Origin of the sequence: Aldersonia sp. NBC_00410, assembly GCF_026342035.1 — a bacterium.
In the GTDB taxonomy this organism is placed as follows: Bacteria; Actinomycetota; Actinomycetes; order Mycobacteriales; family Mycobacteriaceae; genus Aldersonia.
Map to the genome: position 1 here is coordinate 729,826 of NZ_JAPENM010000001.1, position 21,582 is coordinate 751,407.

The 21,582-nt window shown below is 67.7% G+C and carries 16 protein-coding genes; 2 read left to right on the plus strand and 14 right to left on the minus strand.

The window, feature by feature from the left end:
* Nucleotides 1–75: 75 nt before the first annotated feature.
* From OG921_RS03425 to OG921_RS03480, 12 genes are all read right to left on the minus strand, one after another.
* Nucleotides 76–1,884 carry an alpha/beta hydrolase-fold protein gene (locus tag OG921_RS03425; protein ID WP_266110920.1) on the minus strand — a complete coding sequence of 603 codons (1,809 nt, stop codon included), beginning with the start codon at nt 1,882–1,884 and terminating at the stop codon, nt 76–78.
* Nucleotides 1,885–2,310: 426 nt separating this feature from the next.
* On the minus strand, nt 2,311–3,321 hold the full coding sequence (locus tag OG921_RS03430; protein WP_266110921.1) for an alpha/beta hydrolase family protein: 1,011 nt from the start codon (nt 3,319–3,321) through the stop codon (nt 2,311–2,313).
* A gap of 271 nt (nt 3,322–3,592) precedes the next feature.
* Nucleotides 3,593–4,534 (minus strand): alpha/beta hydrolase family protein, encoded by a 942-nt coding sequence (locus OG921_RS03435; protein WP_266111051.1) that lies wholly within the window; start codon nt 4,532–4,534, stop codon nt 3,593–3,595.
* 303 nt (nt 4,535–4,837) lie between these two features.
* Nucleotides 4,838–6,736 carry a hypothetical protein gene (locus tag OG921_RS03440; RefSeq protein WP_266111052.1) on the minus strand — a complete coding sequence of 633 codons (1,899 nt, stop codon included), beginning with the start codon at nt 6,734–6,736 and terminating at the stop codon, nt 4,838–4,840.
* 67 nt (nt 6,737–6,803) lie between these two features.
* A complete protein-coding gene (locus OG921_RS03445; RefSeq protein WP_266110922.1) occupies nt 6,804–7,730 on the minus strand; it encodes a decaprenyl-phosphate phosphoribosyltransferase in 927 nt (308 codons plus the stop codon).
* Nucleotides 7,727–8,311 carry a phosphatase PAP2 family protein gene (locus OG921_RS03450; protein WP_266110923.1) on the minus strand — a complete coding sequence of 195 codons (585 nt, stop codon included), beginning with the start codon at nt 8,309–8,311 and terminating at the stop codon, nt 7,727–7,729. The genes OG921_RS03445 and OG921_RS03450 overlap by 4 nt, the downstream gene beginning before the upstream one ends.
* Entirely contained in the window at nt 8,295–10,244 is a 1,950-nt protein-coding gene (locus tag OG921_RS03455; protein ID WP_323182656.1) for a glycosyltransferase, read from the minus strand. Before OG921_RS03455 ends, OG921_RS03450 begins: the two co-directional genes overlap by 17 nt.
* Nucleotides 10,241–11,467 (minus strand): UDP-galactopyranose mutase, encoded by a 1,227-nt coding sequence (glf, locus tag OG921_RS03460; protein ID WP_266110924.1) that lies wholly within the window; start codon nt 11,465–11,467, stop codon nt 10,241–10,243. Before glf ends, OG921_RS03455 begins: the two co-directional genes overlap by 4 nt.
* A 149-nt stretch (nt 11,468–11,616) precedes the next feature.
* Nucleotides 11,617–12,489, minus strand: a complete 873-nt coding sequence (locus tag OG921_RS03465) for a TipAS antibiotic-recognition domain-containing protein (RefSeq protein WP_266110925.1) — start codon at nt 12,487–12,489, stop codon at nt 11,617–11,619.
* Between the two features lie 57 nt (nt 12,490–12,546).
* A complete protein-coding gene (locus tag OG921_RS03470) occupies nt 12,547–13,485 on the minus strand; it encodes an endonuclease/exonuclease/phosphatase family protein (protein WP_266110926.1) in 939 nt (312 codons plus the stop codon).
* A gap of 106 nt (nt 13,486–13,591) precedes the next feature.
* The gene (locus OG921_RS03475) at nt 13,592–14,161 is read right to left on the minus strand and encodes a TetR/AcrR family transcriptional regulator (RefSeq protein ID WP_266110928.1); all 570 of its coding nucleotides are present in this window, start codon (nt 14,159–14,161) and stop codon (nt 13,592–13,594) included.
* Nucleotides 14,158–15,381, minus strand: coding sequence for a cytochrome P450 (locus OG921_RS03480; RefSeq protein WP_266110929.1), 1,224 nt, complete (start codon nt 15,379–15,381; stop codon nt 14,158–14,160). The genes OG921_RS03475 and OG921_RS03480 overlap by 4 nt, the downstream gene beginning before the upstream one ends.
* A 160-nt stretch (nt 15,382–15,541) precedes the next feature.
* On the opposite strand from OG921_RS03480, the gene OG921_RS03485 reads away from it, so the two are divergent.
* Nucleotides 15,542–16,498, plus strand: coding sequence for an acyl-ACP desaturase (locus OG921_RS03485; RefSeq protein WP_266110930.1), 957 nt, complete (start codon nt 15,542–15,544; stop codon nt 16,496–16,498).
* 18 nt (nt 16,499–16,516) lie between these two features.
* On the opposite strand, the gene OG921_RS03490 is transcribed toward OG921_RS03485, so the two are convergent.
* Complete coding sequence (locus OG921_RS03490) at nt 16,517–18,130, minus strand: SpoIID/LytB domain-containing protein (RefSeq protein ID WP_266110931.1); 1,614 nt, start codon at nt 18,128–18,130, stop codon at nt 16,517–16,519.
* Between the two features lie 340 nt (nt 18,131–18,470).
* Here OG921_RS03490 and OG921_RS03495 point away from each other — a divergent pair, with 340 nt between their 5' ends.
* Nucleotides 18,471–20,627 (plus strand): N-acetylmuramoyl-L-alanine amidase, encoded by a 2,157-nt coding sequence (locus OG921_RS03495; protein ID WP_323182658.1) that lies wholly within the window; start codon nt 18,471–18,473, stop codon nt 20,625–20,627.
* A 4-nt stretch (nt 20,628–20,631) separates the two neighbouring features.
* On the opposite strand, the gene OG921_RS03500 is transcribed toward OG921_RS03495, so the two are convergent.
* Nucleotides 20,632–21,456 carry an HAD family hydrolase gene (locus OG921_RS03500; RefSeq protein WP_266111055.1) on the minus strand — a complete coding sequence of 275 codons (825 nt, stop codon included), beginning with the start codon at nt 21,454–21,456 and terminating at the stop codon, nt 20,632–20,634.
* Nucleotides 21,457–21,582: the final 126 nt, after the last annotated feature.

The following is a 21,582-nucleotide window of genomic DNA, read 5'->3' on the forward strand; positions in this document are numbered from 1 at the left end:
CCGTGCAGCCCTGAGGCGCCTCGCTCGCGCTCGGCTGGACACCGTAGGAAACCGACTCCGAGGACGCCGGGTCGGCTAGCGGACATCGGCCTTTCCGGCGATCAGCGTGATGTTGCCGAACTGGAAGTTCTGCTGCTTGCCGCCCGGAATATCGAACTCGTCACTCGTCGGGTAACCGAGCTTGCCGTTCTCGAATCCGACATTCTTGTACGCCTCGAAAATCGGGCCGTTGCGCACCGCCCACGCTCCGGAAAGCGGGCTCCAGTAAAGGTTTCCGTTCTCGAACTGGTTGAACTTGCCGAAGTCCTTGAGCGACGCCTCGCTGGTGGTCGGGAAGCCCAGCCAACTGTTCTCGTAGCCCAGTTCGCCGTATTTGCCGAGAATGAGACCCTGCACCGAATGCGCGCCGACGGCTGGGCTGTAGAACACCGAGCCGACCTGGAAGCCCTGCGAGGCGCCGTCCTTGTTCGGCGTCTTGCGTTCGTCGCCGGTCGGGTAGCCGAGTGCCCCGCGCTCGTAGCCCTGCCGTCCCCACTCCTCGAGCACCGCGCCGCGCACCGCATGGGCACCGGTGTCCGGCGTCCAGTACGAGATGCCGTGCTCGAAGACCTGCAACCGGCCCTTGCCGTCGGGCGCGGGAATTTCGAAACCGGCAGGCATACCGAGAGCCCCGCCGGGGCCGCCGGTGGCCTCATAACCGCCGCCGATCCGACCGGCCACCGGGTAGGTGCCCGTCACCGGCGAGTAGAAGACCCGCCCGGCGCGGAAGTCCTGCGCAGTGCCACCGGGCACGTTGTACTCACCGGTGATGCAGTCGCCGAGCCACTGGTTCGCCGCGGCCGTGCCCGCGATCGCCCCGCCGACCCCGCAGGCCGGCTTGTCGATCTGCGTGCCGAGGGCGGTCGCCGCCTGCGGCCAGGACTGGCGCATCTCGAAGTCCCAGTACGGCCACGAATGCGTGCCGGAGGGCCGGTAGTTGATCTGTGCCGGGATGGCGAGCTTGTTCAGCTTGGTGGCGAACGTCTGCGAGGTGAGCCGGGACAGAATCTCGAGCCCCATCCCCGCCACATTGGTGCTGACGCCGGGGATGCCCATCGCCTGGTCGTACGGCCCGGTCATGCCGCTGCCGCTGGACACGTAGAGGCTGACGTTCTTCAGCTTGTCGGCCAGCAGGTAGGGGTCGTGCTCGGCCCACGCCGGGTTGGTCGGCAGACCCCACATCGCCTCGGAGTCGAACCCACCCGCGTCGCCCATCGCGAACGAGATGGCCTGCGGCATGCCGATCGACGTCGTGGACAGGAATCCGGAGTAGGACGCGGCGTAGCGCGCGAAGCCGGGATTGCGTGCCGCCAGGAACATCGCCGACGTTCCGCCCATCGAGAGGCCCGCGAGGCCGCGGATGTCGGTGGTACGCCACTGCGTCTCCAACAGCGGCGGCAGTTCCTTGGTCAGGAACGTCTCCCACTGGTAGTTGACGCCGTTGTCCTTGGTCAGCCAGTCGGAGTAGAAGCTGGACTGTCCGCCGATCGGCAGCACTACGTTGACGTTCTTGTCGGCGTAGAACGATTCGGCGCCGGCATCGTGGGTCCAACCGCTCTCGTTGTCCTCCGCCCGCAGGCCGTCGAGCATGAACAGCGCAGGGAACCTGGCGTCCGGTTTGGTGTGCCAGTCCCGAGCCAGCAGCAGCTGGATCTGGACGGGGGTGCTCATCGACGGCGAAACGATCCAGAGCGCAACGCGCCGGTCGGTGAGCCAGTCGATGCGCTGCACGGTGGCGACGCCACCGGCCTGGGTATGCGCGATCGGCGCGGCGAGCGCAGGAGCCGCCAACGCGGTGCCGACCGTGAGCGTCGAAACGACCGCGGCAGTGAGTAGCCCGACCATCGATCCGCGGCAGCGGAAGTGTGTTCGCGATCCGCGGCCGCGGAAGTGTGTTCGCGATCCGCGGATGCGGGAACGCCGACCATGACCCCGTCGCATGAAAGTGCCCTCGCTTCCATCCCGTAAAACCGGGCGCGAGCAGCACGTACGCCCGGAGATGCAGCTACTTTCTACCGCGAGCAGGGGCAGGAACCGGGGAAGGCGCGCTGTGACGGCTGTGACAAATGTTGCGAAACCGTACTCGCCCGAGCGCCTCGCCACACACCTTTTCGCGGCGCGCACACCAAATGGGCGACGAATCGATGCGCGCGGCACAACATGCGGTGCGCCGCGGGCACCCACCTGCGAAACGACGAACGCCGCCCCAATCCCCGGCAATTCGGGGTGGGACGGCGTGTCGACGGCGTCAGCGAGACGCAGCGCTCGGGACTAGTGCGCGTTCAGCGCGTCCAGGATCTGCGGACGCGACTTCCACAGCTCGCCCTCCCAGTACTTCCAGCCGTGCGTGCCGGTGAGCGGGAAGTCGAACCGGGCGGGGATCTGCAGCGTCGCCAGGCGGATCTGGAACGCGCGCGAGGTCACCATGGTCAGCGACTCGAGTGCCATGCCGGTCGTCGTGTTGTACACGCCGATGAGCGAGTTCGGCCGGTCGTACTGTCCGGGGATGCCGGTACCCGCGGAGATGTACATCGACAGGCCCTTGAGCTGCGGCGCGAAGACGAACGGGTCATTGCGCAGCCAGCCCTTGCTCCACGGCGGGCCCCACATCGAGTCGACGTTGAAGCGGCCGGCGTCGAGCATGGCGGCACGGATCGCCTCGCGCATACCGGGCGCGGACAGGTTCAGCAGACCGGAGAACGACCCGGCGAATTTGAACTGATCACGGTGGTAGGCCGCGAGCGCGAGCGAGGCGCTGCCACCCATCGACAAGCCGACTATGCCGTTGTTGTTCCGCGAGACGCCGTAGTTCTCGAGGAAATCGGGCAGTTCCTTGGTCAGGAACGTCTCCCACTTGTAGGTGATCTTCTGCCCGTTGGTGTTACTCGGCGAGTACCAGTCGGTGTAGAAGCTCGACTGGCCACCAACCGGCATCACCAGCGTGACGTTGTCACCGGCGAACTGCTGCATGGCGTTCGTCTCGAACGACCACGCGTTCCGGTCGTCGCGGGCGCGCATCCCGTCGAGCAGGTAGAGCGCCGCGTTCCCGCCCCGAGACGCCCACTGCACCTGCACCTTGATCGGCCCCATGGTGGACGGCACGGACAGTTCGTCGAACCCGCCGGCCGGCGACTGATGCGCCGGCGTGGCAAGCGGTGCCGCCGTCGCGGCCGCGCCCGCGGCGATCGGGACAATCAGCGCCACGGCGCTCACACCGAGCATTCGTCGCTTCCAGTTGCCGGAGCGGATCCGGCTACCGAACCCCTTCGCGCCAAAACGCATTCGCCAATACTCACTTTCTGCTCTGCAACGTCGCTATCGCGACGCGCACCCTCGCATGCCCCCCGAGGTTCCGAACCCCGAAATAACGAATAGGTCACACAGATCTGCGCTGGAACCTTATTCGACCCTAACCCGACCCGGCAACTTGTACCCGGTAGGGGACGCGACCAACGTTACGTTATCAATTAGTTATCAGTTCGCGACCGGTCCGTGTTATCGCAAACCCGGGGTGACGCTCGCCACCTTGCGCCGCAGGAGCCCTCGGAGCAGGTCAACCGATGTGGGCACTCAGGTCCGGAATCATCCGGAACAGCTCGTCCTGCCAGTAACTCCAGGAATGCACGCCGACGCCAGGGAAGCTGTAGACCACGTTGTTCGCCCCGAGTGTGGCCATCCGGATCTGAAAGGATCTGGTGTTGAGCAGGGCGAGTTCTTCGAGACCCATGGCGTTGACGACGTTGTAGGCGTCGAGCAGGCTGCCGACCCGGTCATTGGGGCCGGGCAGGGCGCTACCGGCGGAGATCCACAGTCGGGTGTTGTTGTTGCGCAGGATCGGCGCGAAGACGAACGGATCGTTGCGCAACCAGGACCGATCCCAGGGCGGGCCCCACATGCTGTCGATGTTGAAACCGCCGGAGTCGAGCATGGCCACCCGCATCGCCTCGCGCATGCCAGGCGCGGAGATATTCAGATAGCCGGAATAGGACCCGGCATAAACGAACTGGTCCGGGTGATAGGCGGCCAGCGTCAAGGCCGCACTGCCGCCCGAGGACAGCCCGAACACACCGTTGCGATTGGGATTGAACCCGAGCCGGTCGCGCAGGGCCCAGCGCAGATTCTGTGTGAGGAATGTCTCCCAGCGGTACGTAGTCGGCTGCCGGTTGAAATTGCTGGGCGCGTGCCAATCCGAGTAGAAGCTGGACATGCCGCCGACCGGCATCACGACGTTGATGTTCCATCTGGTCAGCGCGTTTGCGGCGTCGGTTTCGATCTCCCAGCCGCTGAGATCGTTGCGGGCCCGCATGCCGTCGAGCGCGTAGACCACCCGGTTGGTGTTGCCGTCCGCGGCGCGGAAGACGCGGCTCTTGATCGGGCCCATGCTCGAGTCCACCCAGAAGTCGAACCCGGTCGGCGTGAACGCGGCCGACGCGACCCCGCCACTGCCGGTCAGCGTCGCCGCTAGCGGTACGACCAGCGCAATCACCAAGGCCATGATCAGCCGGGCGAGCCATCCAGCAGAGCGCCTGGGCGTCCCGGCGGACGGGGTGTCGGACGTCGAATCGGGTCTGAAAAAAGCTCCACGCATGGTCGCGACCTCCTCGATGCGGGTGCGATAACCCACCCGAACGCGGGTGGAGGGCATGGGGCCCCTGTCGACACTGTGCCGCAGTTATCGCGGTCCGCTTGTATTCCCGGTAAATCGATGCGCCAGCGCAACACGTTAGCGAAGCAACGGCGAACCCGGCGGGGAAAGCGGGAATGTCCCAGGCCACCGGGGGACGGTGGTGGGCGTGGGTCAGCGCGTGCCGACCGGTGGCGGAGGCTCGAGTCCGCACAGCTCGATCGCGTACTTCGGCACCCGGTCGAAGCGGTACTTCGCGAACTCGAAGGACCGCTTGAAGTTCTGCTTCCACCGCTCCCAGGTGAGGTCCGCACGTGAGGATTCGAGCAGATCCTGGGTCTCCGGGCAGGTCAGCGCCACCTTGGCCTGCGCGACCCAGTCCTCGTCGAAGTACCACGGCAGCCACGGGTGCTTGTCGACCATGCCGGTATCGGCGACCACCCAGTCCGCGTACAGGCTCTTGTCGTGGCCGATCCGGCCGTCGGTGAGTCGGTCAGAATGCGCGGCCAGTGGGTACGCCAGTCCCATCTGGTCGATGACGCGGACGTCCAGGGGGACGTTCATGCTGGTCATGCCGAGGTTGAGGAAGTAGACGGTGTGGCCGACGCCACCTTCGGGGATGGGCAACGGTGGTGGCACCACATCCCAATGCGTGAAGGACGGGGTGTTGATCAACAGCCCGCCGTCCGGGGTCGACTCGATCGCCGACACCATCGCCCGCATGCGCGGGTAGTCGAGGTAGTCCTCGGCCCGGATCGGGTGGTCGTGGCCGGTGTTGAGCACGTAGTAGGCGCGCTCGTCGACGATCCCGGAGCGGCCGATCGTGCTGCCGGTGACCATGCCGGTCGTGTTCGAGGCGATGTAGGCCCAGCCGAGCACCGCGATCACCGCAACTCCGCCGGCCGTCGCGGCGAGACTGCGGCCGCGTTCGGGCAGCCGGACAGGCAGCACCGCGAAGGGCAGAATCAGGCAGAACAAAACGGGCAGCAGCATCCGGCCGTGCATGAAATCGCCGCCGACACGCAGCGAGTACACCTGCAACAGCAGGGCGCTGAGCAGGAACAGGGTGACCACCGCGGCGGGGGTGCGCAGCTTGGACTGCAACCTGCGCAGCCGACCGCCCGCGGGTTCATGAATGGAAGATTTGGTGCGTTCAGCACCGTCGGGTCGCTCCGCAGGCTCCGCTCCCGTGGAGTGAATGCTTCCATTCACTCCGCCAGAACGGGGTGTGTCGCCGCCGAAGCGCGCGAGGATGATCCCGGCCACCGCGAGGATGACCAGTGGGAGCCAGAGGAAGTAGGGGTCGACCAGGTTCCACAGGTAGGTGAAGCCCTGGCCCCATTTCGCGCCCGCCGCATCCTTGGCGACCGCGGTGTTCGGGTAGGGCAGGGCGTAGTAGCCCATCCGCCAGATTTGATAGCCGACGGGCACGGCACCGGCGATCACCACGAACGCGGTGCGGACAAGCCACGGCCGCGGCGTGGGTGCCAGGAACACGAGCAGCAGCGCGAGCGCGGCCACCATCAGCAACTCGGGGCGCACCATCGGGCCGAGCCCGGCGACGAACGCCAGCGTGAGCAATGCCGGGATGCGCACCGTTTCGGCCTTGCTCCAGCGCACTAGCAACAGCCACAGCAGCCCGAGCCAGAAGATCACCAGCGCGCTCTCCAGCCCGGAGGTGGCGTAGTCGCGCGCGGGCGGCACCGCGATGTACACCACGGCACCGGCGGGGAGCAGGAAGCCGGCCTTCGTGCCGCCCCACAGCCGGCCTGCACCGAGCATGGCCAGCACGATCGCCGCCACCGACAGCACCAGCGTGAGCGTCAGCACGACGTACTCGAGCCGGGCCTGGGTCAGCCAGCTGAAGGCGTAGACGATGTAGGTCCACGCGGCGCTGGTGTTCGTCTCGACGCGATCGTCGATGTTGAACACGGGCCCATTTCCGGCCAGCAGGTTGCGCACGGTGCGCAGCACGATCAGCCCGTCGTCGGCGATCCAGCGCCGCTCCCAGCCGCCCAAGGCGAAGAACAGCGCGGTCAGCGCAATCCCGATCGAGTAGACGGCGCGCGGCACCCACCCGGGCCGCGACCGGACGGCGGCCCGGTGAGCAGCGCCGGACGGGGTCGACGCCGTCAGCTCGTCACGAGATGTAGACAGCGACACCGACCACCCCGATCCAGGCGAGCGCAAGCAGCTGCAGCACCCGGTCCCCGAACGCGATCTCCTCGGGCTCCCCGGCTTCCCCACCGTCGACATCGACGGCGTACCGCAGGATCGCGATGGTGAACGGCACCATCGAGATGGCGAACAGCTGGGTGTCGCGCAGGCTGTCCTGCTCGAACGCCCACAATCCGTAGAACACCACGACCGCGGTCGCCGCCATCGTCCAGATGAACCGCAGGTAGGTCGGGGTGTAGTACTCCAACGACTTGCGGATCTTCGCGCCGGTATCGACGGCGAGCTGCAACTCCGCGTAGCGCTTGCCCGCGGCCATGAACAGCGAGCCGAAGGCCATGATCAGCAGGAACCACTGCGACAGCGGGATGTCGGCGGCCACACCACCGGCGATCGCGCGCAGCAGGAAACCCGACGACACGATGCAGATGTCGAGCACGGCCTGATGCTTGAGCCCGAAGCAATACGCGAGCTGGATGACGATGTAGACCGCCATCGTCAGCGCGAGCTCCCAGTTCGCGATGAAGGAGAGCGCGATCGATCCGACCAGCAGCACGACGGCCATGCCGTAGGCCAGGTTCAACGGAAGCACGCCCGCCGCGATCGGCCGGAACCGCTTGGTCGGGTGCGCCCGGTCGGCCTCGACATCCCGCGCGTCGTTGACCAGGTAGATGCCCGACGCCGCCATACAGAACACGACGAACGCGAGTGCGGCCGGTCCGAGCACGGACAGCTCGTCGATCGCCCCGGCCGCCAACGGCGCAGCGAGGACGAGGACGTTCTTCACCCACTGGCGCGGCCGAACGGCCTTGATGATCGCGGCGGGGAGAGTCTTCGGCGGACCCTTGACCGCGGCCTCCTCCAGGTCGTGGCCGGTCGGCTCCTCGCTCATTTCACTCCAAACTTCTTCTCGGCGGCGAGCACCGCCGCGGCCGATGCCGCGCCGAGCGCCGATCCGGCGAGCACGTCGGTCGGGTAGTGCACACCGAGCACGATGCGCGACAACAGCATCGGCGGGACGAGCACCGCAGGCAAGGGTAAACCGGTGAGCCGACCCATCAGCACTGCAGCCGCCGTCGTGGAGGTGGCATGCGAGGACGGGAAGCTCAGCTTGCTCGGCGTCGACACGTTCACCTGCACGGACGGGTGGTTCGGTCGCGGCCGGCGCACGACCCGCTTGATCACGATCGACGCAGCATGCGCACCGACCGCGCCGACGGCGACACCCGCCCACTGACTGCGGCGGTCGCGGTCGAGTGCGTAGCCCACAGCCGCGATTCCTACCCAGCCGAGCGCGTGCTCACCGAAATGTGACATCCCGCGTGCCGCTTCCAGGACGCCCGGTACGGCCCCGACCCCGGCCTGCACGGCATTGAGGATCGCGACCTCGCGCGGTGCGGGCGGGACGGTCACCGCGAATTCGGCGTGCCCGTCGGTTTCAGTCACCCCCACCGGCTCAGATGCCGAAAGCATCTTCCCACCTCTCCTTGCTGGTCAGCGCGGGATGCGCGGCCCGGTACTCGCGCTTGAGTTCGGGGAAGCGGCGGGCCAGCTCGCGGCGCAACCGCAGCGCCTCGCGCAGCAGTTGGGCTGCCTTGCGTGGGCTGCGCTTGCGGAACACCACGCCGCGGCCGTCCGCTGTCGTCACGGTGACACCGTCCACCTGCGAGAGCAGGTACCACCGCGCGTCCAGCGTCGGCACGTTGAGCTGCGGCTGCTCGTGATGGGTCGGATCGGCCGGGGTGAAGTTGTGCGCGATGCCCTTGCCGAGTCGGGCGACCTTGGCGAGCGGGTTCGACGGCTCGCCCACCGCTCCGACGCCCGCTCCCGACGCCATCGGCAGCTCGGTGGACGATCCGACGACCACCGCGTCCGGGTACTGCCTGCGCAGGTCGTGCACTGCGCCGAGCGCGCTCGGCAGCAGTTCGAACAGATGGTCGGGACCGGCCATGAAGTCGGCGATGGCGAGGTTTTGGATCGCCACGGTGGAGTACTCGAGGCACAGCAGGTGCTTGAACGTCGCCTTCACCGTGTCGAGCACGAGACCGCGTCCGTTGCCCGGCATGTACAGCGACGCGACGACGAGCCGGTTGCGCAGATGGAAGTAGGCCTGCCAGTCGATGGCGTCGTCCTTGTCGGTCCACGCCATATGCCAGATGGCGGCGCCCGGCATGGTCACCGTCGGATAGCCGGCGTCGCGGGCGCGCAGACCGTACTCGGCGTCGTCCCACTTGATGAACAATGGCAGCGGCTGCCCGAGTTCTTCGGCAACGACGCGCGGGATCATGCACATCCACCAGCCGTTGAAATCGACATCGATACGCCGGTGCAGCAGCTTGGAGTTCTCTCGGTCCGACAGCGGGTATTTGGAGAAGTCGTGGTCGTACTCGACGTTCGGCGCCGCGGACCACATGAACCGCCCGCGGGCGATGACCTCGCCCATGGTGTGCAGGTGGCTGCGTTCCTGCAGGTTGAGCATCTGCCCGCCAACCAGGGTCGGCTTCTTCGCGAACCGGGCCATCGCGAGCGCGCGCAGGATCGAGTCGGGTTCGATCTCGATGTCGTCGTCCATGAACAGGATGAAGTCGGAGCTGGTCGTCTTCAGTGCTTCGTACATCACCCGGCTGTAGCCACCGGAACCGCCGAGGTTGGCCTGGTCGTGAATCGTCAACCGGCCCCCGAGGGCCATGTCCGCCGCCGCGAAGCCCGGTTCCTCGCGCACCTTGCGGGTGCCCTGGTCCGGGATGATGATCGCGTCGATCTTCTCCAGCACGAGCGGATCCGAGGCCAGCGCGACGAGCGCCTTCACGCAATCGGTGGGGCGGTTGAAAGTCGGGATGCCCACCGCAACGGTGCCCGTGCCCGGCGCCTCCAGAGGCGCGAACCAACCGGCCGAGACCAGCTCCACATCGGTGTCGGTGGTGATGTCGAACCAGATCCAGCCGCCGTCCTCGAACGGCGCGAGCTCGACCTCGAACTCGACGGTGGCGGGACGTGCCTGATTGGCGTTCGCGCCCTTCGAGCCGCTGGACCCGACGAATTCGCGGCCGGCGACGTGGATGCGCGACGAGTCCGCCTTGGACCGGTACACGTCGACCCGGCCGTGCCCGATCAGCTCCAGCCGCAGCACCACCGTGGTGAGCACGCTGTAGCGCCGCCAATACGAGGCGGGGAACGCGTTGAAGTACGTGCAGAACGACGCCTCGGACTCGGCGCCGACCGACAGCGAGGTCCGGGAGGTGGCGTGCGCGCGGCGGGCGTTGGTGGTGGCTTCCTCGAGATAGAGGGTGCGCACATCCAACGGCTCGCCCGGGCGCGGCAGGATCACGCGCTGCAGCAGCGATTTTCCGCGCAGGTTCGGGTCGAGCGCGGGTTCGGCCTCCTCGAGCAGGTGCTTCGGGGTCACGCGGCGCCACCGTTCTCGCCGTGCAGCGCAGCCCCGGTTTGCAGATGCGGTGCGAGCACGTTGTCGTACATGCTCAGCGCACTCGCGATGGCCATGTGCATGTCGAGGTACTGGTAGGTGCCCAGACGCCCACCGAAGAGCACCCTCGCCTCGGCGGTCTCCTGCTTGGCACGCTCGCGGTAAGCGGCCAGCTTCGCCCGGTCGTCCGGGGTGTTGATCGGATAGTACGGCTCGTCGCCGGACTCCGCGGATCGGGAGAACTCCCGCATGATCACGGTCTTGTCGGCCGGGTACTGCCGCTCGGGATGGAAATGCCGGAACTCGTGGATCCGGGTGTAGGGCACGTCCGCATCTGCGTAGTTCATCACCGGAGTGCCCTGGTAGTCACCGGTCTCGAGCACCTCGGTCTCGAAATCGAGGGTGCGCCAACCGAGTTCGCCGTCGGCGTAGTCGAAGTAGGCGTCCAGCGGACCGGTGTAGACGATCGGGGCATCCGGGTTCTGCGCGCGCAGCTCGTCGCGGACATCGAACCAGTCGGTGCCCAGCCGCACCTCGATCTTCTCGTCCGCGGCCATGTTCTCCAACCACGCGGTGTACCCGTCGACCGGTAGGCCCTCGTAGGTGTCGTTGAAGTAGCGGTTGTCGAAGGTGTAGCGCACCGGCAGCCGGGCGATGTTGGCGGCGGGCAGCTCCTTCGGGTCGGTCTGCCACTGCTTGGCCGTGTAGTTCTTCACGAACGCCTCGTACAACGGGCGACCGATCAGCGAGATCGCCTTCTCCTCGAGGTTCTGCGCCTCGCCGGTCTCGATCTCGGCGGACTGCTCGGTGACGAGGGCCCGTGCCTCGTCCGGGGTGAAGTAGCGCCCGAAGAACTGCGACACCAGGCCGAGCCCCATCGGGAACTGGTACACCTGCCCGTCGTGGATCGTGAAGACGCGGTGCTGGTAACCGGTGAAGTCGGTGAACTGGTTGACGTAGTCCCACACCCGTTGGTTGGAGGTGTGGAACAGGTGCGCGCCGTACTTGTGCACCTCGATGCCGGTCTCCGGCTCGGGCTCCGAGTAGGCGTTGCCGCCGATGTGCGGGCGTCGATCGAGAACCAGCACACGCTTGCCCAACTGGGACGCGACGCGCTCGGCAACGGTCAATCCGAAGAAACCGGATCCGACAACGATCAGATCGAACGGGCCGGGCGTCGTCTCACCTGGGGATACAGCAGTCACGGGTTCTCAGGGTATCGGACCTGTGTGGCCGCGCCGCCCGGCACGGCGGTAACCCCCGGTCCGCCGTCGAATGAACGGAACCGTTCAGTCGATCCAATCGACTGAACGGTTCCGTTCAGTCGATGCAAATGCCGAGCTGCCCGCCACGGTCAAGGAGTCTCCGGCCTCGACAAACGCGTGCGGACGTACGCCTCCATAGCGTCGCGCACGAACTCGGCCGTGCCCGCGCCGTGGACGTCGTAGTTCTGCCGGAACCGCGGATCGGCGACGTACATCTCGCCGAGCCCGGTGAACGCCGCCGCGGATATGGGTCGCTCCGCAGGCTCCGCTCCCGCGGATATGGGTCGCTCCGCAGGCTCCGCTCCCGTGGATATGGGTCGCTCCGCAGGCTCCGCTCCCGTGGTGGGCTTGCGGCCCTGCCAGCCGATGGCGATCCAGTCGTAGTGCCGCGCGGCGATGGCGAGCACCTCCGCGCTGTCGGGCGCGCGGCCCTCCCGGTGGGCAGTGCCGTAGTCGGCCGCGATATCGAGGTGGCGCTGCTGAAAGTCGCGCTTGTCCTGTTCGGACATCGAGCGCCACCACGTGTCGCCGCTCGCATAGGCCTCTCGCCCCCAGCGTTCGATCACCTCGTCGCGGTACACGGTGTGGTCGAAGCCGTCGAATACTTCGTCGGGCATGAGCCGTTGTCCTTCCTCTGTTTTGCGCAGGGTGGTCTGTACGGATGCGATTTGCCGCGCAATCCGGTCCTGTTCGTTGCGCAGTAGCTCGAGATGGGTGCGCAATGCGGCGGTGGAGTCGCGCTCGCCGTCGAGCACGTCGCCGATGGTGCGCAGCGGCAGCCCGAGCTCACGCAGCAGCAGGATGCGCTGCAGCCGGATCAGGGCGTCCTGCCCGTAGTAGCGGTAGCCGTTCGCGCCGATCCGGGTCGGTACGAGCAGTCCGAGATCGCCGTAGTGGCGCAGGGTGCGGCTGGTGGCGCCGGCGACCTTTGCCAGCTGGTGGATCGACCACTCCTCGGGCATGAACCCAGGATGCAACTTGACGTCGCGTCAATGTCAAGGCGTTCGTTCCGCCGGACCTCAGGTCAGCAGAACCTTCGCGACCAGGGCTCGGTGGTCCGCGCCGGGCAACCCGACGGTCTCCACCGCAATCGCGCGGCCGTTGGCGAGCAGGATGTGGTCGATACCGACGAGCGGCGGCCATCGCTTGTCGGTCGGGTAGGTGACCAGATGCCCGGCACCCGCCTGTTCGGCAGCATCGCCGAAACGGCCGGCGACCAAAGCGCGGTACTGCGAATGGTCGTAGGTCGCGTTGAAATCGCCGCCGACGATCACCGGGCGATTCGTCGGTGCCCGGTCGAGAATGCCGTGCAGCCGGGACAATTCGTCGGCCCAGACGTCTGTGCCGAATACGGGCGGCACCGGATGGAACGCGTACACCGTGACCGGTCCGGTCTCCGGGATATTCGCCGTCGCCGAGAGTTGGTTCAGCACGAACCCGTCGTACTCAACCGTGTCCGACAACGGGTACCTGCTCCAGATTCCGGTCCCGGCCGCGGTTCTGCCCGGGGAGATATGCCGGTACGGCAGCAACCGGTCGAGCCCCGCCCGGCCGAGACCGTCGACCGTCGCGGGCGTGAGCTCGTTGACCGTGAGCACTTCGATCTTGCGCGCCCGCACCTGATCGACCAGCGTTTGCGGGTCGGCTCCGTCGAAGAGCAGATTGGCCTGCATCACCATCACTGCCCGGCCGCTGTCTTTGTCCGAGTGACTGACATACAGCGGAAGTTGCGTCCACGCTGCGGCGGCAATGACGACGATGGCGACCCCGACACCAATCCAATGTCGCAGGGCCACAAACAACACCAGCCCAATTACCGCGGCAACCATCAGATAGGGCGCAACAGAAGCGGCCAGCACCAACATCCGCGCCGACGACCCACTGAAGTGCAATGCAAGTCCGGCAGCTCCCGTCAGCGTCGCAAGCCATGCGAGCAGAGCCAGACCAACCGAAGTCACTTCGACATCATGCTCGACGCCGAACCGACGCGCTGCTCAGTGCACCGCGCACCGTCACGAAGTGGCGCGAGACAGCATCGTCACGAAGTGGCGCGAGACAGCACCGTCACGATGGGATGCGCCCGAGCACGGCCGGCACGACGAACTGTTCGAGCATCGTGCGCTCCTCGGCCGCGTCGGCACCGGGCATCGCGAGCAGCGACACGATGACCCGGACGAACCAGCGCGCGGCCGGGCTCGGATCGGCGTCACTTATGCCCAGGCCGGCAAAGAAGTTCGCGGCGAACCCCTCGATCACCGCGGACGAATTGGCGAGATCACTTGTGATACCCGCGTTGTCGGTGCGAAACCACATCACCAGGAGCGGCTCGGCGCGCACCCGCGCGAGCGCCGACTCGACGACCGCTACGATCCGCTCCCCCGGATCGTGCACGTCGGCGATGTCCGCGCGTACCGCGGACCCGATTCGACGCGTCTCGCGGTGCACCAAGGCCACCTGCAGCGCACGCCGGTTTTCGAAATAGCGGTACAGCGTCGCCCGCGAGCAGCCCGCGGCCCGCGCGACATCGGCCATCCCCACAGCTGCGATGCCACGCTCGGAGTACAGCTCCGCAGCGGCGTCGAGAATCCGCTCGGCGGCAAGGTCGGTCCGGTCGGCCGCGAGCCAGTCGCTCACTTGTCGCTCACCCGGAACGGGACGTGCAACGGCCGGCGCACGTAGTTGCCACCGGCATAGACGACGCCGTCGAGGTCCACGGTGAAATCCGGGCAGCGGACGAGCAGTTCCTCCAACGCCACCCGGGCCTGCATGCGCGCGGCCGCGGCGCCCAGGCAGTGGTGCGCGCCGTGGCTGAAGGTGAGGATCTGCCGCGGATTGCGCCGCACGTCGAGTTCGTCGGCGTCGGGACCGTACACGCGCGAGTCGCGGTTGCCGGAACCGTAGAGCAGCAACACCTTCCGGCCCTCGGGAATGACGCGGCCGTACATCTCCACCGCCCGAGTGGTGCACCGCGCCAACCCCTGCACCGGCGACGTGAGCCGCAACAGCTCGTCGATCGCGGCCGGGATGAGTGCCGGGTGATCGATCAGCAGCTGCCGCTGATCGCGTCGCTCGGTGAGCAATTGCACTGCGCCGCCGAGCATTCCGGTGGTGGTGTCGTTTCCGCCGGTGACCATCGTGAAGGCGAAACCGAGGATGCCGAGCAGTCCGGCGATATCACCGTCCGCGCCCATGCCCGCCGCAACGAGATGCGAGATGGTGTCGTCCGCCGGCTCGGCGCGCCTGCGTTCGATGAGGGCACCGAAGTAGGTCATCATCTCGGTGACCGCGGTGGCGGCCTGCAACGGATCGCCGAAGGCGTTCGCGGCGACGATCGCCTCGGTCCAGCCGTCGAACTGGTCGCGATCCTCCTCGGGCACGCCGAGATAGTGGGCGACGACCATGCTCGGCAGCGGCTTGAACAGCTCGGTGACGATGTCCCCCTCGCCGGCCGCGCACAGGCGTTCGAGCCGGTCGACGACGAACGACCGCACCGCCGGCTCGACTGCCTCGACCTGGCGCGGCGTGAATCCCTTCGCCACCAGCCGGCGGAAGTCGGTGTGGTTGGGCGGGTCGAGCATCACCATTGGCGGATTGTCGGCCATGCCGATCTTCTCCAACTCGCCGTAGCTCGTGGTGAGGCCCTGGTTGGCGGAGAACGTCGTGGTGTCGCGCGCTGCTGCGTAGATATCGGCGTGCCGGGACAGCACGAAGTAGTCGAGCCGGGGCGTCTCGTCCGGCACGACATGGTGCACGGGGTCGTACTCACGCAGGTCGGCATACATCTGCCAGGGCCGCAGCCAGGACTGGCCCTCGCACGGCACAAACTCGACGCGCTTGGACGCAGCGATCGACATGTTTCGATCATGAGACATATCGCTAAATGTGTCAAGAAAGCTCGCGAGCCCGAAGGCGGTCGATTCTCGGGACTTTCGGCCCTACGAGCCGGGCGGCAGTGCACCGACGATGGCGTCACCGGCACGCGCAGTGTCGGCTGGCGCCGAACCGGGAGACGCAATGGCGAGCCGCGAACTGACCGACAAGGAACTCCTGCACGAACTCGAGGAGTTCGCCGAGGCCGAGGTCGAGCGACACCTGTCGATGGCGAAGGACTGGCACCCGCACGACTACATACCGTGGGACGCGGGGCGGAACTTCGCCGCGCTCGGCGGGATCGACTGGGATCGCGAGCAGTCGCAGCTGAGCGACGCCGCGAGGGCTGCGATGTTCACCAACCTGCTCACCGAGGACAACCTGCCGTCCTACCACCGCGAGATCGCCGAGAACTTCTCGCTCGACGGCGCGTGGGGCACCTGGGTGGGACGGTGGACCGCCGAGGAGGCGAGGCACTCCATCGTCATGCGGGACTACCTCGTCGTCACCCGCGGCATCGACCCGGTTGCGCTGGAGGAGGCGCGGATGGCCCACATGACACGCGGTTTTAGTGTAGGAGAACAGAATTCGATGCTGCGCTCGGTGTCGTACGTGACGTTCCAGGAGTTGGCGACGCGAGTCTCGCATCGCAACACCGGCAAGGCGTGCGGCGACCCGATCGCCGATCGAATGCTCGCGCGCGTCGCGGCGGACGAGAACCTGCACATGATGTTCTACCGCAATATCGTCGGCGCGGCCCTCGACGTCGCACCCGATCAGGCGATGCGTGCCGTGGTGGAAATCCTGGAGAACTTCGCGATGCCCGGTTACTCGATGCCCGGGTTCCGGCGCAACGCGGTGCTGATCGCGAAGTCCGGAATCTATGACCTGCGCCAGCACCTCGACGAGGTCGTCAGTCCTGTGCTGCGCAAGTGGAACATCTTCGAACGCAACGACTTCGGCTCCGAAGGCGAGCAGCTCCGGGACCGGCTCGCGGCGCACCTCGAAGAGCTCGAGGTGAAAACCGTGCGGTTCGAGGAGTCCCGCGATCGCGCACTGGCCCGGGCGGCGCAGCGCCGGGAGCCCGCGCACGCGCGCTGAGCGCTCGCACCCCCAGTGCTACTCGCCCTCGGGCAGCAGCTTCGCCAGCGCGCTCAGATCGAGTTCCTGGGCACCGAAGTCCGGAGTCCAGAGGATGACGCCGCCGGTGTAGATGCGGAACATGCCGAACCCTTCCGGCAGTTCGATCACCGGGCCGACCGGCGCGCCGATCGTGGCGTTCAGTCCGCCGAGCGAGCGGTACTTGTCCTCGATCGCGGCCTGGCCTGCCGACGGCTCCGCGCCGGAACTGCCCGTCGATGCGTCACCGTCACCGCTCTCCGCCGGCACGACAGCGTCGGGTGCCGGTGCCGCCGGCACAGCGGGCGGCGGTCCGCCCGGCCCTTCGCTGATGTCGAACCAGTCCGAGTCGAGTCCCAGCTTGCCGCGGGCGTCCTCGCCGGAAACGTCGACCGCGCCGCCGGTGCCCTCGACGTGCAGGTTGGTCACCCGCCCCGCGGGGTCGCGTCCGGTCACCGCGATCGAGGTCAGTTCGCCGACGCCGAACGCCTGCCCGATCTCGGCGGCGGTCATCGACTTCGACCAGCCCTTCTCGGGTGCCGAGCCGTCGCCGGCGTCGACCACACCCGGGAAGTCGCCGCCTGCGGTGGCACCACCGGTGGACGCCGAGTACTCCGCGCGCACCACCTGTCCGTCGCGCATGAGCACGGTGCCGCTCGTGGAGCGGACCGCATCGGTGGTGCGCGGATCCTCCACGCCGGCACCGCCGTACACCTGGCACGACTGGGTGTCACAGGACTGCGCGTAGTCGTAGCGGCTCTCGGCGAGCACATAGGACCGGGCCGCAATGGCCTGCGCGCGCAGCGCCTCCGCACCACCCTGGTCCGCCCAGTTCGGCTGCATCTCGCGCGGTACGACGCCATAGAGATAGTCGTCGACGTCGACGGCGTTCACGGTGCGGAACGAGACACCCTCGAACGCCACGCCGAGCGCGCCGCGATAGGCCACATCGCCGTCGCAGAGTTTCAGGAATTCGTTCGCCGGCCGGTTCGGGCCCGGGTCCACCGGATCGACCCATGGGTTGTCGGTCGGCTGCTCCCATTGCACCGCGCCGCCGCAGCCCTCACTCACCGTGACGAGCGCGCCGCCACCCGGCGTCGGGGCCAGCCGTACCGCCTGCCCAGCGGGTACCCGCTGACCTGCGACGATCATGCCCGTATCGGAGTAGACATCGAGCGGTCGGTCGTCGCGGCCCATCAGCCGGATGGCGACCTTCGCGGGCGGATGCGGGGCCAGGGCGGTCCCGCCGTAGTAGTAGCCGAGGATCCGCTCGGCGGACCAGCCTTCCTTCGCGTAGCCGAACGCTCCCCACTGCCCCATTCCGCGGCCGTGCCCGTTGCCCCGGCCGGCGATGGTGAAGACGGTGTCGGCCGAGACGGCGGGGGCGATCCCGTCCGACGGCGTGGAACGCACCGCGATCCCGGCCACCACACCGCCTGCGACGAGAACCGGGACGACCGCGAGAACGGCGCGCCGCAGCACGACCGGTCCCCCGCCGCTGCGTACGGGCCGGCCGACGACGGTCCGCCGCCGCTTCCGGCCCGGCGTGGTCCAGCCCGGCGCCTGGCGTACCCAAACATCTGCCCAGCGGTTGGCGATCCTTCTGTTGCGCATAAAACGGCTCCCTGCTCGGGTGGTGTCGTCGCGCGACTCCGCACTCCCGGTGCGGTCGGCCGCAAAGACTCTCAAGTAGAGATTGAGTCTTGGGGCATTTGTGACTAGTGTGATCAATGTTGCGTTCGCATGCAACATAGCCCGCTCGAGTAACAGCAGCATCACCTTTGCGGAGCAACCAACCGATCCGTTGCGACCAAATCCCGAACATTCGATGGGGGACTTCGTGCCACAGCGTGGACCGACCTGGCTTCCGAAAACCTGGCTTCCGAAACCACAGGCACGGCGTCAAGGGAACCTGGCCCATTCGGCACAACGCACACTTCGGCGGCGATCGTTGGTGCTGGCCGCGGTCGCTGCCGTGGTGATCGGCAGCCCCTTCGCCGCGGGGGCGCTGCACACCGCGATGCGGTCCACCGACGAGGTCGAGCCGACGCGGCAGCAGGGTTCCGCCGTCCCGACCCAGATCGCCCAGCTCGCGCTCGCCACACTGCCCGATGTCGTGATCCCGCTGAAGCAGCTCACCGGGCTGAACCTGCCGGACCTGCACGTCGCCGACCTGAAGAAGCTGCCCCTCCCGGCCAGGATCCCGGTCCCGGATGGGCTCCCGATCCCGACCGACGCGGCGGCGCTGTCCGACCTCATCGAGCAACTCCCCGTCGGGGCCGCGCTGTCCGAACTTGCCGAGCTGATGCCCACCGACGCCGTGGCCGGCGCCCCGCAGTTGTCCGACCCGGCCGCCCCGATCGCCGCAGATCAGCTGCCGACCGACATTGTCGACCAGTTCGGCGCCACGGTGAAGGAGCTGAAGAGCGACTCTCCGTTCAGCATGGTTGCGCTGACCGCGGCCGATCTGGCCAACACCGACATCCGCGTCCGAGCTATGACGTTGGACGGTTCGTGGAGCCAGTGGTACTCGGCGGAAAACCTGGTGAGCAACGGTGCGCCGGGTCGCGACGCCGGGACCGAGCCGATCTATGTCGGCGAGGCCGGCGCCGTCCAGGTGATGGCCACCCGTCGCACCGCCGCCGCGCCGGCACCGGAACCCGCCGTGCCTGCCCAGCCCGCCGTGCCTGCCCAGCCCGCCGAGCCTGCCGCCGGCGAACCGCCGCTCGGCTACACCCCCGCGTCGCTCACTACGCCGCTGCCGCAGCAGGCACCGGCGAGCGAACTGCAGGATCTTCGTGTCGCGCTCATCGAGCCGGGCACCGGCGATTCCGACGGGCTGCTCAATGAGGCCGCGGCGCCGCTGGCCGGTGGCGGTCCGCGCGTGATCAGCCGGGCGCAGTGGGGCGCCGACGAGTCGATCCGCTGCCAGGACCCCGATTACGACGACTTCGTCGGCGGCGCGACCGTGCACCACACCGCGGGCAACAACGACTACACGCAGTCCGAATCCGCCGGCATCGTGCGCGCGATCTACGCGTATCACGCGCAGACGCTCGGCTGGTGCGACATCGGCTACAACGCGTTGGTCGACAAGTACGGCCAGATCTTCGAGGGGCGCGCGGGCGGGCTCGACCGTCCCGTGCAGGGCGCACATGCGGGCGGATTCAACGAGAACACCGTGGGCGTCGCAATGATGGGCGACTTCGAAACCGTCGCGCCGAGCGACGCGGCGATCGACGCGACCGGCCGCTTCCTCGGCTGGCGGCTCAAGCTCGCGGGTCTCGACCCCAAGGGCCAGACGACGATGTACTCCGAGGGCACCGATTTCACGCCGTACCCCCAGGGCGCAGCGGTGGATTTGCCGGTCATCTTCGCCCACCGCGACGTCGGCAACACCACCTGCCCGGGCGATGCGGCCTACGCCCAACTCGATCGGATCCGCGACATCGCGGCCGGTGCGGGTGCCCCGCTGCCACCGACCCCGGATGTGTTGGCGGCGGCACCGGGGGGCGGCCCGGCGAAGCCGACCATCGACGTTCCGCGTCTGGTCGACACGCTGGTCAAGCTGTCCGACGACAACCCGATCTCGCGGGCCTGGGCCGCGCAGGGCGGCGCCGATGGTCCGCTCGGGCAGGCGTTGACCGGGCTGATCGAGGCGAAGAGCGGCCAGCAGTACGCGAAGTTCACCAACGGCTACGTCTACACGGTCCCGGGCGGACAGATCATCACGCTCGGTGGCCAGATCCTGCAGAAGTTCATCGCGCTCGGCCTCGATGGCGGCGAACTCGGTCTCCCGCTGACCGGTGAGTACGCGGTGCCGGAGGGGATGCGGGCGGACTTCGAACAGGGTTCGCTCATCTTCAACGAGATCACCGGGTTCGTGCAGACGATCATCGACACCTACCAGCAGTCCTACGCGGACGCCTACAACAATGCAGCTGCGGCGGTGCCGGGGGCGGCCGCGCCGAATGCAGCGCCCGGGGGCCCGGGCCTGCAGATTCCTTCGGCGGAGGATCTTGTCCCGGCCCCGGTCGCGGCTCCCGTCCCTGCTCCCGAGGCAGCCGTACCGGCGCCCGTGGACGAGTCGATCGTCCCCGCCACCCCGTGACCGCCTAGCCCCACCAGCGTTCGAGTACCAGGGCGACGCCGTCGTCGTTGTTCGTCGCGGTGATCTCGTCGGCCGCCGCGAGGGCGTCCGGATGGGCGTGCGCCATCGCGACGCCGTGCCCGGCGAACTCGAGCATCGGCACGTCGTTGGGCATGTCACCGAAAGCGACGATCTCGGCTCGGTCGTCGATGCCGAGGCGGCGGGCCAGCTCCCGCACCCCGGCGGCCTTCGTGACGCCGTGCGCGGACACCTCGATCAGGCCTTTGTTCGTCGAATAGGTGATGTCTGCGCGATCGCCGACGTGCGGGGCGAGTGCGGCACGCATGGTCTCGCTGTGTTCGTTCGGCGAGCGGATCAGCAGTTTGATGGCCGGCGCCGCGAGCACTTCGCGCACCGAGACCTCGGTGTTGTCCGGGTTCAGCCACGCGTGCTCATAGTCCGGGGAGCTGACGAATTGCGGGGTCGCGGCGTCGTGCGCACTCGCTCCGATTCGCTCGGCGGCCAGGCCACAGCCGGGCAGCACGCGGTAGGCCAGTTCGGCCACCCAGTCGAGGGTGTCGACATCGAGCACGCTGGCATCGAGCACCCGGTCGGCGTCGCTGTCGTAGAGGACCGCGCCGTTCCCGCACACCGCGAGCGGCGCGAAGCCGAGCCCCTCCACGACCGGTGCGATCCAGCGCGGCGGGCGTCCCGTCGCGAGGATGAAGTGGGCGCCGTCGGCGACCAGCGATTTCACCACCGCGCGCGTACGGGCGGAGATGTGCTCGTCGTCATCCATCAGCGTGCCGTCGACGTCGCTGGCGATCAGGCTCGGTTTGACACCGACGATCGGCCGCGGCGGACGAGTCGACGGCTCCGGTCGGTTCGTTGCCACGCCCCAATACTGCCGTAAACACCGCCGGGTGGCGCCCGCCGCGTCGCAGCACACACCCAGCCGACCGTCCTTATGATGCGT